This is a genomic window from Roseivirga echinicomitans (assembly GCF_001592935.1).
In the GTDB taxonomy this organism is placed as follows: domain Bacteria; phylum Bacteroidota; class Bacteroidia; order Cytophagales; family Cyclobacteriaceae; genus Roseivirga; species Roseivirga echinicomitans.
In genome coordinates this window covers 535,885-549,560 of sequence record NZ_LRDB01000001.1, presented here as the reverse complement: position 1 = coordinate 549,560, position 13,676 = coordinate 535,885, and the positions used below count along the sequence as shown (strand labels likewise).

11 protein-coding genes are annotated in these 13,676 nt (G+C 38.9%); 3 read left to right on the top strand and 8 right to left on the bottom strand.

Going from position 1 to position 13,676, the window contains the following annotated elements; genetic code table 11:
• Positions 1–31: 31 nt before the first annotated feature.
• From ybeY to AWN68_RS02355, 6 genes are all read right to left on the bottom strand, one after another.
• Complete coding sequence (gene ybeY / locus AWN68_RS02380; RefSeq protein ID WP_068410917.1) at positions 32–451, bottom strand: rRNA maturation RNase YbeY; 420 nt, start codon at positions 449–451, stop codon at positions 32–34.
• A complete protein-coding gene (locus AWN68_RS02375) occupies positions 451–852 on the bottom strand; it encodes an ATP-binding protein (protein ID WP_068410913.1) in 402 nt (133 codons plus the stop codon). The genes ybeY and AWN68_RS02375 overlap by 1 nt, the downstream gene beginning before the upstream one ends.
• Positions 853–860: 8 nt before the next feature.
• Positions 861–4,235 (bottom strand): DUF4175 family protein, encoded by a 3,375-nt coding sequence (locus AWN68_RS02370; RefSeq protein ID WP_068410910.1) that lies wholly within the window; start codon positions 4,233–4,235, stop codon positions 861–863.
• 90 nt (positions 4,236–4,325) lie between these two features.
• A complete protein-coding gene (locus tag AWN68_RS02365) occupies positions 4,326–5,087 on the bottom strand; it encodes an exodeoxyribonuclease III (RefSeq protein ID WP_068410907.1) in 762 nt (253 codons plus the stop codon).
• Positions 5,084–5,446 (bottom strand): hypothetical protein, encoded by a 363-nt coding sequence (locus AWN68_RS02360; RefSeq protein ID WP_068410904.1) that lies wholly within the window; start codon positions 5,444–5,446, stop codon positions 5,084–5,086. Before AWN68_RS02360 ends, AWN68_RS02365 begins: the two co-directional genes overlap by 4 nt.
• Positions 5,446–5,784 (bottom strand): carboxymuconolactone decarboxylase family protein, encoded by a 339-nt coding sequence (locus tag AWN68_RS02355; protein ID WP_068410901.1) that lies wholly within the window; start codon positions 5,782–5,784, stop codon positions 5,446–5,448. The genes AWN68_RS02360 and AWN68_RS02355 overlap by 1 nt, the downstream gene beginning before the upstream one ends.
• Positions 5,785–5,823: 39 nt before the next feature.
• Between AWN68_RS02355 and AWN68_RS02350 the strand changes: the two genes are divergently transcribed.
• Entirely contained in the window at positions 5,824–6,522 is a 699-nt protein-coding gene (locus AWN68_RS02350; protein WP_068410898.1) for a ComF family protein, read from the top strand.
• 61 nt (positions 6,523–6,583) lie between these two features.
• Here AWN68_RS02350 and AWN68_RS02345 read toward each other — a convergent pair whose 3' ends face one another.
• A complete protein-coding gene (locus tag AWN68_RS02345; RefSeq protein ID WP_068410895.1) occupies positions 6,584–8,014 on the bottom strand; it encodes an SUMF1/EgtB/PvdO family nonheme iron enzyme in 1,431 nt (476 codons plus the stop codon).
• Positions 8,015–8,338: 324 nt separating this feature from the next.
• On the opposite strand from AWN68_RS02345, the gene AWN68_RS02340 reads away from it, so the two are divergent.
• Together AWN68_RS02340 and AWN68_RS02335 are read left to right on the top strand one after the other, a co-directional pair.
• Positions 8,339–9,478, top strand: coding sequence for a sensor histidine kinase (locus tag AWN68_RS02340; RefSeq protein WP_068410892.1), 1,140 nt, complete (start codon positions 8,339–8,341; stop codon positions 9,476–9,478).
• Positions 9,479–9,498: 20 nt separating this feature from the next.
• Entirely contained in the window at positions 9,499–10,221 is a 723-nt protein-coding gene (locus AWN68_RS02335; protein ID WP_068410890.1) for a LytR/AlgR family response regulator transcription factor, read from the top strand.
• A 64-nt stretch (positions 10,222–10,285) separates the two neighbouring features.
• Here the strand turns inward: AWN68_RS02335 and mfd are convergent, their stop codons facing one another.
• Entirely contained in the window at positions 10,286–13,636 is a 3,351-nt protein-coding gene (gene mfd / locus AWN68_RS02330; RefSeq protein ID WP_068410887.1) for a transcription-repair coupling factor, read from the bottom strand.
• Positions 13,637–13,676 lie beyond the last annotated feature (40 nt).

Here is a 13,676-nt window from a genome sequence, read left to right as displayed (position 1 = left end):
TTCACGTGGAACAGTTGATTTACTAATTGATTTACAAAGATAGATAAGCTTCTTCTTTTTCTCTCATGAGCAGCTGCTCTTCTTCCGTCTTGTCGTTGTAGCCAATAAGGTGAAGTAAGCCATGAGCAAGGACCCTTTTAAGTTCATGTTCGAATGAGACATTTTGGTCTGAAGCGTTTTCAGTCACTCTGTCAATAGAAACGAAAATATCGGACTCTATTGGGTCTTCTGGGCTATCACGATTATCGAAGGTGATAATGTCTGTGTAATAGTCGTGATCTAGATATTCTTGATTGATTTTTAGAAGATAATCGTCTGTGCAGAAGATGTAACTGATTTCTTCGATTAATGTATTTTCTGATTCTGCAATACGTTCAAGCCAAAGACTAGTCTTTTCTTCCTGTGTTAGGCTAAAGTTTATGTCTTCAGAGAAGAAGTTAATCTTATCCATTAATTGAGGTAGAAGGTAAGTTTAACTTCTTGGCCATTGTCTTTAAAGGAAACTTCATCAGCCAAATGCTTCATTAAGAAGATACCCCTCCCCCCTGGTTTTGTGAGATTTTCAGGCGATGTTGGATCAGGTAAGTCATTGATAACGAAGCCATTACCCTCATCTTTGATCAAAAAAGTCACCGAAGTTTCTTCTAGAATCATGGAGAGCTGTACGAACTTACTTTTCTCTAACTTATTACCATGAATAATGGCATTGTTCACCGATTCAAGAACGGCTATCATGATGTTTCCGTAGAGATCATCGTCTAACTGATATTTGTCTTTAGCGTTGTCTATAAAACTTTCGACAATACGAATGTTCTCAACGAGAGATGGAATTTCAATGCTAATAGTGTTCATGTAGAGAATTAATTCTTCTGCTTTATTTTTTTGAAGTACTTGTTCGTCTCCTGCTTATAGTATGGGTTAAGGATTGCAGGGATAGTTTTTAATAATTCTATTTCCTTTTCCTTAGCCTTAAGGTATTCGTTTATAGATTCAGGAACCGAGATGTCATAGTCCGATGCAGTTTGCGCCTTTCGTTCTTCATCTTCACCCCTTTCGTTCATGGCGTTTTCAGCTTCTAACAAGCGAGTAAGAATTTCTTGCTGTCTTTCTACTGTTTCCTCCGTCAGGTTTTTATTGATAAGATCTTCCTCATTCTTTTCCATTTGGTCGATCAGCTTATCAATTTTCTCGCCTAAATTATCTCCATCAACTCCGGTTTCAAAATTTTCAAGGGCATTTCTCAAACGTTGCTGTTCGGCTGCTAGTTTCGCTAATTGCTCAGAAAGTTGTCTTCCTGATTTTCCGCTTTGTTTTAACTCGCTTATTTGTTCACTGAGTTGTTTTTGAAGTTCACTTAAGCCACCAGGCATTGGCTTATTTTTTTTATTGCCTTTATTAGATGAGCTGGCCATTTGGTTTTGCATTTGCTGAACGATATCATCTAATAACAAGGCCAAATTATTGATAGAAGTCATCGTAAACTGCTGTTTACCAGTGGCTTGATTTATTCTCTTTTCTTTCAACTCGTCTAATGCGCCATCCATTTGGCGGTTCATTTCACTTACTTCCCTCATTACAAAGGATGAGATTTGGAAAACTCTTTGAGAAAGCGAAATTAGGCTATCCTGAACAATCTTAGAGTCGTCTTTAAGCTTGAGCTGTTTCTGCGTGAGATCAATGAAACGAGGGTCGCTCTCGCGTATTTCACGGAAAGAATTCATAAGGTCTTCCTGATTGAATGAAAGCGTCACAAGGTTGTCTACTAGTTCTTTTAAGAACTCTAGATTTTCCTGCTGTTGTTCCATTTCCATACCGCCTTGCATAGACTCAAGGTCCTTTTTCATCTCCTTCATTTTCTCAGCCGCTTTTTGCTGAGCTTTGGTTGCGTTTTGTCTTTGCTGTGAAGGTTTACCCTTTTGTTGTTCCTCTTCGCTCTTCTCGTTTTCTTCTTCCTGCTCTCCTTCAGATTTCTCTTCGCTATTCTCTTGCTTAGCGTCTTTTTGTAGCTCTTCTTTTGCTTTTTCTTGCTCTTCTTTTATTTCTTCGAATTGCTCTTTTATGTCGCTAGGCAGGTCATCTGGAGTTTTTCGTTCCTGATTTAACTCCTCCAACTTGTCCATTTTCTCTTGAAGCTTTTCTAGGTCTTCTTTTTCCTGCGCTTGTTTTTGACTGAGTGAATCCGTATTTACCTCTTCATTCTGAGTATCTTCAATAAGCTGCTCTTGGTCTTTTATTCCTTCTTCTAATTCCTTGATGCTCTCCTCGAGCTTCATGTCGAACTGGAGCTTTTTGAACAGCTCTAGGGTTCTTTCCAATTCCTTTTCAAGATCACCTCCTTTATTTTTCATCTCCTCTATTTTATCTCTGAACTCAGAAATCTCCCCTTGATCTTCCAGCAGCTTTCTCAATTCATCATAGAGTTTTTTTGTTTCATCATCTAGAATGTTATTCATCAACTCTTGGAGCTGATTCATTTTTTCCTGAATCTTATCGTTCTGAGGAGAGAATTGCTCTTTCTTCATGTTATTGAGCTGATTTTCCTTCTTTAACTCCTCTAACTTTTCTGCCAGTTGCTCTTTCTGCTTAAGAATATCTTGCATCAGCTTTTCATCTTGCCAATCCAATTCTTTCTTTGTCTTCAGGCGTTCATCTACCTCACCTAACTTCTCATTTAATTCCTGAGCTTCTTTTAAGGTTTTGTCAATGTCGTTTTGAACCTTTTCAGAGGAACGATCTATTTCTTTTTCAATCTCTTCCTTAGAAGGTATTTTGAAAGAATAAGTGCTGGTTTTCATAGATTTAGAACCATTAACTCCATCATTATCAGAAACTTGTACGTAATATTTGATTTCTGCACCAGCCGTGATTTTTGCTGAATCGAGTTTGAAAATCTTATAATAACTCTGGCTGCTCAAGTCCCTATTAAGCTCTAAGGGAAGTTCTTCGAAGCTTTGCTCATTCTGATATTGGTAGAATAGAGAGAGTCGAGAAAATCCATGATCATCGGTAATATTTCCACCGAGAACCAAAGACTTAAATAAGACGGTGTCTTGATATTGATCTAAGGTAATTTCTGGATAACGGTCTTTCACAGACTCCAGAGCAAAAACCAGTGAGTCGCGGTTAAGGCTATATTCGTTTTTAAGTTGAATGGAATAACGGCTCGACTTGTTGATCGTTTGTTCGTAGGTAAAAGCGCCATTTGAGTTTTTTTTTGCTTTTCCGAATACATTTAGTTCTGGGAAATTAAGCTTCACCTCATCGGTATTATCGGTATTGAATTTCCATGTCACTTTAGTGCCTTCAGGAATGGAAACGTTTCCAGAGTTTTCTAATACTTCTTTCTCACGTTTCAAATATTTTGGAAAGTCGAGTTCAAGTTTGAATAATGAGAGTGAGGGTCGAGAAACGACTTCGATTTCATATTCAGGAGAAGTAATACTTTCTGCTTCCAAAGAAAACTTGGTGCCTGCTTGAATTCTTGTGAAGGTATATTCAAAGTTATCGGGACCCGTTTTATTGGCTTTTACCTTTCGGTTATTGGCCCAAACATAAAGGTTTTGAGGGGTTGATCTTCCTTCGGTGTTTACTTCTAATGTGAAGTTTTCACCTTTAAACGCTTGAAAATTGAGGTTTTTGATTGAAAATGAAAAGGGAGCCTCTGGAAGAAACTCAGTATTGTAGTTGATAATTCTAGTTGAGCTCTCTGTAAGAAACTGTGGAATAAAGAGAAGCAGAACAACAATAATTGCACCTGGTCCGATTATATAACGAAGGTATTTTCGGTTGCCTTTATAATCAATGGCGTTGACAAATGAAATTTTACCAACTTCGTTACTTTTTTGCTCTATGCTGGCCAGCAATAACTCATTTTGAGCTGTATTGAGCTTTTCTAACTGAATTATATTTAAAAGCTTGTCTGAAATTGCCGGAAAATGAGCTCCAATTTGTTTAGAGGCCTCTTCGTTTGAAAGGTGTTGCTGCGCATTTCTTAAATGGAATAGGTTTTTTCCAATAAACCAGACGAAAGCCAATAGACTTCCAAAGACAAATGAAAAGAAAAGAATTGCTCTACCACCACCACTTAGGCGTACAGAAAACTCAAAAGCATTGGCTACAATAAAAAGGCTGAGGAAAAAGGCTAAAAAGAGAATAGTGCCTTTGATCAACCGGTTAGTGTAGAACTTTTTCTTATATGCCTGAATCTGCTGCTTTAGTAATTGGTTAGAACCCATCTCCTGAATTTAAACTTGTAAACATTAATACGTGAACGAGCCGTATTTGATTGTAAAACAATTGACTAAAGGAGAAATATACGATTTAAATCATCGAATTTCTAGGAGTATCGGGCAGTGATCGGAATGGATGGCATCGTTCAAGATAGAAGCACCTACCAATCGCTCTTTCATTTCTTCAGTAGTCATGTGATAATCTATCCTCCAACCTTTGTTATTCGCCCTTGAGTTGGCCCTGTAGCTCCACCATGAATATTTGTCTGGATTTTGGTTAAAAACACGGAAGGAGTCAATAAACCCAGCATCCATATACTTTGTGAACCACTCCCTTTCTTCAGGTAAAAAGCCAGAAGAATTCTTATTTGAGACAGGGTTATGAATGTCAATTGCCTTGTGAGCAATGTTATAATCTCCGCTGATAATTAAGTTAGGAATGATTTTTCTCAGCGAATTGGCATACTCAAAGAAGAAATCGAGCCATTCATATTTAAAATCTTGACGAATATCACCACTGGTTCCGCTCGGCATGTAAACACTCATTATGGAAAAATCCTCATAATCAGCTCTGATCACTCTTCCTTCAAAATCATATAAAGGGTTTCCGCAACCATGTTCCACGTGAAGCGGCTTGACTTTACTGAAAATTGCTACACCGCTGTACCCTTTTTTTTGAGCAGCCTCCCAATATAAATGATAACCCAAGTCCTCAAATTCAGAAGTTTCGACTTGTTCAGGTAGTGCTTTAAGTTCTTGTAAACAGAGAATATCAGGGTTTTCAGCTTTTAGCCAGCCCACAAAGTCTTTCTTCATGGCAGCCCTAATTCCGTTTACGTTGTAACTGATAATCTTCATAACTCAATTTTTAATTCCGTCTCAAAATATTCAATTACATGTATTTTGAGAAGCTTTTCTTGGTCCATCAGGTCGAAGTGAGGAAGAGCGGTTTCCGCTTTTTTCCAATGCGGCCAACCTTCAGCATCAATTCCCTCGAGTTCATAAAAGCCAGAGAGACTCAATACCTTGCAAATGGCAATGTGCATTAAGTCTTGCTTTTCTTCCTTAGTGAAATTCTGTTTTCCGTTGCCTAATTCTTGTACCCCAATAAGAAATAGAACCCCATTAAGGTCTTTGGGTCTTTTTCCTAAAAGTTGCTCTAAGTGGGTAAGCAACTTTACCCAGTTTCTCTGAAGTTCTAAATCCTTTTTATACATTACTTATTAAGCTCTTCCCAGAATTCTACGGCCCTTCTAAGGTGAGGAATTACAATGGTTCCCCCAATCAAGTTAGCGATTGAAAATACTTCGAATACTTCTTGGGTGGTAACTCCCAACTCATGACATTTTCCTAAATGATACTTAATGCAATCGTCACACCTTAATACCATTGAACTTGAAAGCCCAATAAGTTCTTTCACTTTTCCGTCCAATGCACCAGGTGCAAAGGCATTAGTGTCAAGATTGAATAATCTTTTCAACACGGTATTGTTCTCTTCCAAGATTTTTCCGTTCATCTTGGCTCGATAATCATTGAATTCTTCTACAATAGTCATTACCTTAATATTTTCGTCAAATATAGTTTCGTTTCGCGAATGCCCAGCAAGATAAGCTTAATCTTAAACGACTTTGTCGCGCTCTTTTTCCCAAATATATGTATTGGGTGCAAAGGGCCATTGCCCAATGGGATGAAGCATATCTGCCCCACTTGTCAGTACGAGTTGCCGAAAACAAATAACTATAAGCAAGAGGTTCCACATATTTACCAAAAATTGGCGGGTTCAATTCCATTTAATCATATGTTGGCCTACTTACATTTTCAGAAAAAGGGAATCGTTCAGCATATTTTACACGAGTTAAAGTATAATCATAAAGAAGATGTTGGAGTTATGATGGGCAGGTGGTATGGTCACGATTTGTTACTAGGTGGCTTTGCCACTGAGTTTGACTTTATTATTCCTGTTCCATTACATCCTTCAAAACAGAGAAAAAGAGGCTATAACCAGAGTGAAGCTTTTGCAAACGGCCTTTCTGAGGTATTGAAAACGGATGTTTACATTGGGCTTAAGCGGGTTACTGCAAATGAAACTCAAACTAGAAAGAGTAGAGCTGAAAGGTTGGATAATGTTGAAGCAATTTTTGAAGTAATTAACGCTTCTGAAGTTCAAGAGAAACGTGTGCTTTTAGTGGATGATGTAATCACAACTGGGGCAACCTTGTTGGCTTGCGGAAATGTATTGATAGCGGCTGGAGTGAAAGAACTTAGTTTTGGTGTCTTAGCCTCTACTTATTGATGATATAAATGAAAAGGCCGTTTAATTAGGAAACGACCTTTTCATAATCTCTTTTTAATTATTATCTTCTTTTAGATTCAACACCGATAGAAATCATGGCACATCTAAAGCCAATAGTATTAGTCGCCTTATCTTGATCCAAAAACCTTCTTGTGCCCGGTGACATCCAGTAGGCAACATCTTTCCACGAACCTCCTTTGTATACTTTTGCTCTGTCATTAATCAATGACCTGAAATCTGTTCTATCACCATCCCAACCATAAAGTTGTTCGGAATCTGCAGTTCCATCCTTCCTCACGGGATTTAAATCATCAACCGCTTGATAAGAAAGGGGTCTGTAGGTATCGTTTACCCACTCACTTACGTTGCCACCCATGTTGAATAAACCGAAATCATTTGGTTCGTATCCTCCAACCTCAGCTGGAATTACGTCACCATCATTATTGATATTTCCTGCGATACCTGCGTAGTCACCTCTACCTCTTTTGAAATTGGCTAAAAGTTCTCCTCTTCTTTTTCGGTATGGATTTCTAACGCCTCTTCCATCCCAAGGATAAATTCTTCCGTATTCTTCGTTTTCATCTAAATATTGAGTTCCAATGGTTGCTTTTGCAGCATATTCCCATTCAGCCTCATTTGGTAGTCTGAACTCAGGTAGATATATACCTCTTTCTATAAAGAGCTTTTTGTTTGCATTTATAAAAGCAATTTGATCCTGTTGAAGGTCATCCAGCTCTTGTGGGGTTACTTCTATAGCTCCTGTCAGACCAACGCCACTACTACCAAGAATTTGTAGAGTACCATCTGGGTTAAAAAACTCAAATTTATAAGCATCAGGAAGATCTTCAAGTGGTAGTTGACTTATGGTTAGGTAGTTAACAAAATCAGTTCTCCACTTACAAAAGTCTACAGCTTGTCTCCAAGTCACTCCAACAACTGGGCGGTTGTTGTAACCTGGGTTGTTATAGTAATTCTCACTATATACATCATTGAAAGAAAAGTCGCTTGACCAAACACTGTCGTTAGGGATTAAATCTTTAAGGGTCTGTCCGTTGTGAGAAGTGGTGGCAGGAAGAAATGGGTTCGATGGATCGTCAACAATATTTACCTCCCTCCCCAAGCTAATTGGTATTGGATTAAATTGATAAAAAACATACTCCTTCCAGTTTTCGTTAGTAACTTCCGTTTCGTCCATGTAGAAAGAGTTTACTGTAACGGTTCTTTCTATGTTGTCCCTGCTGCCCAATAAATCTTCCTCAAAAGAGCCTAAAACAGTTCTACCGCCTTGAATAAACACCATTCCCGGAGGGTTGGGTAAATTTTTTGTATCAAATGGAGTAAAATTGAGTGTGTCTTTTGAGTTACCATAAGCCATACCCGTTGTAGAACTCACTCTTCCTTTATTTTTATTAAAAAGGAAGCAAGAAGATAATAATGAGGAAGACAGTAAAATGAATACTGAAACCTTCAAAAACCCAGCTGTGTTTTTCATGTTAGTGCTTTAATCAGACCTTTTAGGTGAATTAAGGGGGCTAATATACGCTTATCCCTTATGTTTAACAAAGGTGTAATTCACTCATTGTTATGCAAAAACGATACTTTCAAGCACATATTTTAAAATCGATCATCAAAATCTATGCATTAAGAAAAGTAAGGGATAGAAAAGAGCTATGGTGTTAATCATTTTTTAACTTGAGATAGGGTTACTATTGAGTCATTTGTTTTCTGATCGGGCTTATTTTATGGTTAATCCGACTATTAAACCTTTCAGTAAATTGATGAAAGAGGTGTTGAATAAATGTATTTGCTTTAGGTTATGAAAAAGAATCAGCTGTATTGGATGCTCCAAATTGGGGGTTGGGGCGGACTCCACATTACCAGCTTTCTGGCGATTGCTTTTATCTTGCCTTTCTGGGCCTCTGTCATATCTTCATTGGTAAGTGTTCTTTGCGCTATTCTTATTAGCCATTTGTACAGGCTTTATGCGAAAAAGAGAAAGTGGAAGGACTTAAAAATTGTCAAGCTTATTCCTAGGGTTTTTTTCAGTAGTATTCTTCAAGGTGCACTCTTGGCCATTCTTACCTTTTTAGTAGCCATTAGCTCTGTTATGCTATTGATTAAGCTAGACCCCAACTTGATGGATCATTTTACCGGGCTTTCTAAAATGGAGGGGGTTGATGAAGCCACCCTTGAAAAATTAAGAGAAGTGAATCGTGGTATATTTACGCCTAGCACATTGATCATCATGGCCATGAGTTTTATTGGAAGCTATTCGGTTTACTTCGTCAGTTGGTCATCGATTTATTTTGCCTACCAGTTTCTACAAAAAAATAGGGAAGTGGAAATTGAAAAATGGAAGCTTCAGGCTACGGTAAAAGATGCTGAACTCAGTGCATTGAAATCTCAGATCAACCCGCACTTTATATTCAATAGCCTCAACAATATTCGGTCTTTGGTGGTAGAAGATGCCGAAAAGGCCAGAGACTCAATCACTCACCTGTCAGATCTTTTGAGGTTTTCCATTCAATTCGATCATTACGAAAAAGTGAGTCTCGAGAAGGAAATGGAGGTGGTTGCTCACTATTTAAACCTTGAGTCCATTCAGTTAGAAGACCGACTTAGGTATCAATTTCTGATTGATAGTGAAAGCAAAGATTTTGTTGTTCCGCCCATGATTATTCAAACCTTGGTGGAAAACGCCATTAAGCACTGCATTAATAACTTAATACAAGGAGGGGAAATAATAGTGGAGTCAAAAAAGACAGATAGCTTCTTAAATATCTTTGTAAAGAATACGGGGCAACTAAAAGGGCCAAATGGTTCAAAAAGAAAAGGAATTGGAATAGGAAATGCACGTGAAAGGCTTCGGTTGCTTTATGGAGACAAAGCCTCATTAAGTATAGAGAATATGAATGAGCACATGGTCTGTGCTACGGTCAAAATCCCAATTAATTAAAAACCTCAAAATTAAGCCATATGAAAACTTTAGTAATAGACGATTCAAGACTTGCCAGAAACGAGCTGAAAAGGCTGCTCAAAGAATTTGACAATGTTCAAATTGTGGGCGAGGCTGCGAGTGTGGATGAAGCAATCGAAAAAATTGCTGAATTAAAGCCCGACCTAATTTTCTTGGACATTCAAATGCCAGGTAAAACAGGCTTTGATTTGCTTGAAGAGCTTGAAATCGTTCCAGAAGTAATCTTTTCAACGGCTTATGACGAATACGCACTAAAGGCTTTTGAATACAATGCGCTGGATTATTTGGTAAAACCGGTTCAGAAAGACCGTTTGGCTGGGGCCATTTCTAAGGTGATTGAAAAGGTAGAGAAAAAAGAACGTGATCAAGAAAATGGAAGTGATAAACTCACTATTCACGATCAGGTTTTTGTAAAGGATGGAGAAAAATGCTGGTTTGTTCAGTTGGCAGATATTCGCCTTTTCGAAGTAAGCGGAAACTACACCACGGTGTATTTCGATAAATCGAAACCCATGATTACACGTACTTTGAATTATCTGGAATCGAGATTAGACGATAAAACGTTCTTTAGGGCAAATCGCCAACAGATCATCAATCTAAAGTGGATTGAAAGAATTGAACCTTGGTTCAGCGGTAGCTTAAGAATCTATATGAAGGGTGGCGAAGAAATTGATGTTTCACGTAGACAAACCCTTAAGTTTAAAGATATTATGAGCTTCTAATTTTAAGCTGAAATTAGAAAAAAGCGCTCCAAAATTCAATTTTGGAGCGCTTTTCCTTTTCAGGTTATGCAGTCATGTTTTGTAAAACCTCAATTGCTTTCCCAATAGAAAGCACCTCATCAATTCGTAAAATCAAGCGAGTTTTATGTTCTTTCATGTGGCAGCTTTTTGGATGCGATTGAACATAGGCAATTACTTTTCCGAAGGCAGGTGATTGGAAATAGCGCTCATTGTCAGATGGTAAGAAGTAGCATTTCATCGACTCGTTTTTGATTACCACTTTTTCAAAACCTAGGTTTTCAGCCAACCAACGAAGCCTCACCGTTTCCATCAAATCCAAAACAGGCACAGGGATAGGTCCAAAGCGGTCTTTTATACTGGTTGTGAATTTGGCTAAGCCTTCTTCATTCTTGATGTTATCGATTTTAGAATAAAGCCCAAGTCGTTCGGAAATATTTGAAACGTAAGTCTCTGGAATTAGAATTTCTAAATCTGTTTCGATCGAAGTATCCACCTTTACCGCTTCGGCTGCTTCTTTGACCAAATCCTTGTAGAAGAGGTCTTTAAATTCGGTTTCCTTCAATTCTTGAACAGCTTCGTCCAGAATTTTATGGTACATCTCAAAACCTAAATCGGTGATGAAACCTGTTTGTTCGGCTCCTAATAAATTACCTGCTCCGCGGATATCTAAATCGCGCATGGCCACTTTAAAGCCATCGCCTAAATCAGAGAACTCTTCCAAAGCGCTCAAACGTTTTCTGGAATCGGAACTAAGTCCGATAGACGGAGGTGTTAATAAGTAACAGAAGGCTTTTCGGTTAGAGCGCCCCACTCGTCCACGCATTTGGTGCAAATCCGAAAGCCCAAACATATGTGCGTGATTAATGATAATGGTATTTGCATTCGGAATATCAAGTCCAGATTCAATGATGTTGGTAGAAATCAACACATCGTATTCGCCCTCGATAAACTTCATCATGCGTTTTTCAAGCACACTTCCTTCCATTTGGCCGTGTGCCACGCCAATTCGGGCATCGGGCACCAACTTCAGGATAATATTTCCTACCTGAACAATGTCTTTGATTCGGTTGTGCACAAAGAAAACTTGACCACCACGCCTCAGCTCAAAACTGATGGCATCGCGAATTATGGTTTCGTCAAAAGTGTGTATTTCTGTGGTTACAGGCTGTCGGTTGGGAGGAGGCGTAGCGATTACGCTCAAATCCCTCGCACCCATTAACGAAAAGTGCAAGGTTCTTGGAATTGGTGTAGCAGTCAGGGTAAGCACATCTACATCCAGTTTAAATTCCTTGAGTTTGTCTTTAACCCGCACTCCAAATTTTTGCTCTTCATCAATAATAAGAAGCCCAAGATCTTTAAACTCTACATCCTTGTTCACAATTCTGTGCGTGCCGATAAGGATTTCGGTTTTGCCTTCTTTCACCCGTTGAAGGGTTTCCTTAATTTCTTTACTGGTTTTAAATCGATTGATGTATTCCACATTAACCGGAAAGTTTTCTAGCCTTTCAGCAAAAGTACGGTAGTGCTGCATGGCCAAAATGGTGGTAGGCACTAAAACCGCTACCTGTTTTCCATTGGCGCAAGCCTTGAAAGCCGCGCGAATGGCCACTTCCGTTTTGCCAAAACCTACATCACCACATACCAATCGGTCCATAGGGTGTGCCAATTCCATATCAGCTTTAACGTCTTCGGTGGCCTTGGCTTGGTCTGGAGTATCTTCATAAATGAAAGATGATTCCAATTCGGCCTGCATAAAACTGTCAGGCTCAAAAGCAAAACCGCTGGCGCTTTTCCTTTTGGCATAAAGTGCAATCAGGTCTTTGGCAATGTCTTTTACCTTTTTCTTGACCTTAGATTTCTTGGTTTCCCATTCAGGAGAACCCAATTTGCTCATGGTTGGTGGAGCGCCTTCTTTACCAGAATATTTTGAAATTTTATGAAGAGCATGGAGACTTACATAGAGCAAATCGTCATCGCGATACACCAAACGGATGGACTCTTGCTTGTTTCCATTCACTTCCACTTTTTCCATTCCCGCAAAACGCCCCACGCCATAATCAATGTGGGTAACGTAATCGCCTGGGTGCAAAGAGCGCAATTCTTTGAGCGTTAAAGCCTTTGATTTACTGTGCTGTGTTCGGCTTTTGTATTTGTGAAACCTATCGAAAAGCTGATGATCTGTATAGCAGAGCATCTGGAGTGTTTTATCGATAAATCCTTGTCTGAGGCCAATATTAAGGGGTTGAATCTTAATGATAGGGTTCAGCTCAGTGAATATTTTTTCTAGTCGCCCGATTTGAGTGTCAGATTCCGCAGAGATTAAAAGCGTATAATTTTTCATTTGCCAACCACCAAGGTTATCAGCAATGAGGTCGAAATTTTTGTTGAAGGATTGCTGTACTTCGGCATCAAACCTAAATTCGAAACCGGATTTTTTGGTAAAGCGATTTCCAAATTCGATTTGGGCCAAACTCTCGATTCCCTTTTTAAAGGACTTTTGAGTTTCGAAAAGCGCATCTGGGCTGAGTACTATTTGCGCATCAGTAACGGAAAGCACTTCGTCAAAATTAGCCGAAGCCTTTTCGAAGTATTTTTCGATCGTGTCTAAGGTTTGTTGGTAATCCTTAAACCAGATTTTGGTGTTGTTCGGAATAAAATCTAAAAACGATTGCCTCACTTCTTGCAACAATCGGGTTTGAATATTCGGAATGATGTTAATGTGTTTTACACTTTCCTGACTGAGTTGAGAAACCGGATCGAAAGTTCTAATACTCTCTACTTCATTGCCAAAAAGCTCAATTCTGTAAGGTAAATCGTGAGCGTAAGAATAGACATCTACTATACCACCACGCACCGAAAACTGGCCTGCTTCGTATACAAAGTCCGTTTTCTCGAAATCGTAAGTCATCAGCAGTTCTGCCAAAAATTCTACATCAATTTCTTCCCCCACTTTGGTTGAAAAGGTATTGGTGGCCAGGGCCTTTTTGTTGATTACCTTTTCGGTTAGTGCCTCTGGGTAAGTAACAATGATTTCGCCTGTAGAGGCTTTATGGTTAATCCTGTTGAGGATTTCGGCACGCATGAGAATGTTGGCATTCTCGGTTTCGTCAAACTGGTAAGGCCTTTTGTATGAAGTAGGGAAAAGCAAAACCTCTTTTTCACCTATCAAATTCTGCATATCGTTATGAAAATAAGCAGCTTCTTCTTTGTCGTGCATTACAAAAAGGGAAGTTTGCTTATTGTGCTGATAGACGGCAGCTGCTACAACAGCGTCCAAACTACCCACCAAGCCCTTAAGCTGAATACTATTTCCCTCATTGGGCTTGATTCGCTCGGCAATGGTTTGAATGATAGGGTCTTCCCTATAAATTTTTATGAAGTCTTTTACTTTCAAGGTTTTTGCTAAAAAGAGGGGGCAAATGTAAATAATTCTG

Excerpts from the sequence above, each read along its gene's own strand:
- AWN68_RS02370 (WP_068410910.1), bottom strand. The coding sequence starts at position 4,235 with ATGGGTTCTAACCAATTACTAAAGCAGCAGATTCAGGCATATAAGAAA.
- AWN68_RS02365 (WP_068410907.1), bottom strand. The coding sequence starts at position 5,087 with ATGAAGATTATCAGTTACAACGTAAACGGAATTAGGGCTGCCATGAAG.
- AWN68_RS02355 (WP_068410901.1), bottom strand. The coding sequence starts at position 5,784 with ATGACTATTGTAGAAGAATTCAATGATTATCGAGCCAAGATGAACGGA.
- AWN68_RS02335 (WP_068410890.1), top strand. The coding sequence starts at position 9,499 with ATGAAAACTTTAGTAATAGACGATTCAAGACTTGCCAGAAACGAGCTG.
- AWN68_RS02375 (WP_068410913.1), bottom strand. The coding sequence starts at position 852 with ATGAACACTATTAGCATTGAAATTCCATCTCTCGTTGAGAACATTCGT.
- ybeY (WP_068410917.1), bottom strand. The coding sequence starts at position 451 with ATGGATAAGATTAACTTCTTCTCTGAAGACATAAACTTTAGCCTAACA.
- AWN68_RS02360 (WP_068410904.1), bottom strand. The coding sequence starts at position 5,446 with ATGTATAAAAAGGATTTAGAACTTCAGAGAAACTGGGTAAAGTTGCTT.
- AWN68_RS02340 (WP_068410892.1), top strand. The coding sequence starts at position 8,339 with ATGAAAAAGAATCAGCTGTATTGGATGCTCCAAATTGGGGGTTGGGGC.
- AWN68_RS02345 (WP_068410895.1), bottom strand. The coding sequence starts at position 8,014 with ATGAAAAACACAGCTGGGTTTTTGAAGGTTTCAGTATTCATTTTACTG.
- AWN68_RS02350 (WP_068410898.1), top strand. The coding sequence starts at position 5,824 with ATGCCCAGCAAGATAAGCTTAATCTTAAACGACTTTGTCGCGCTCTTT.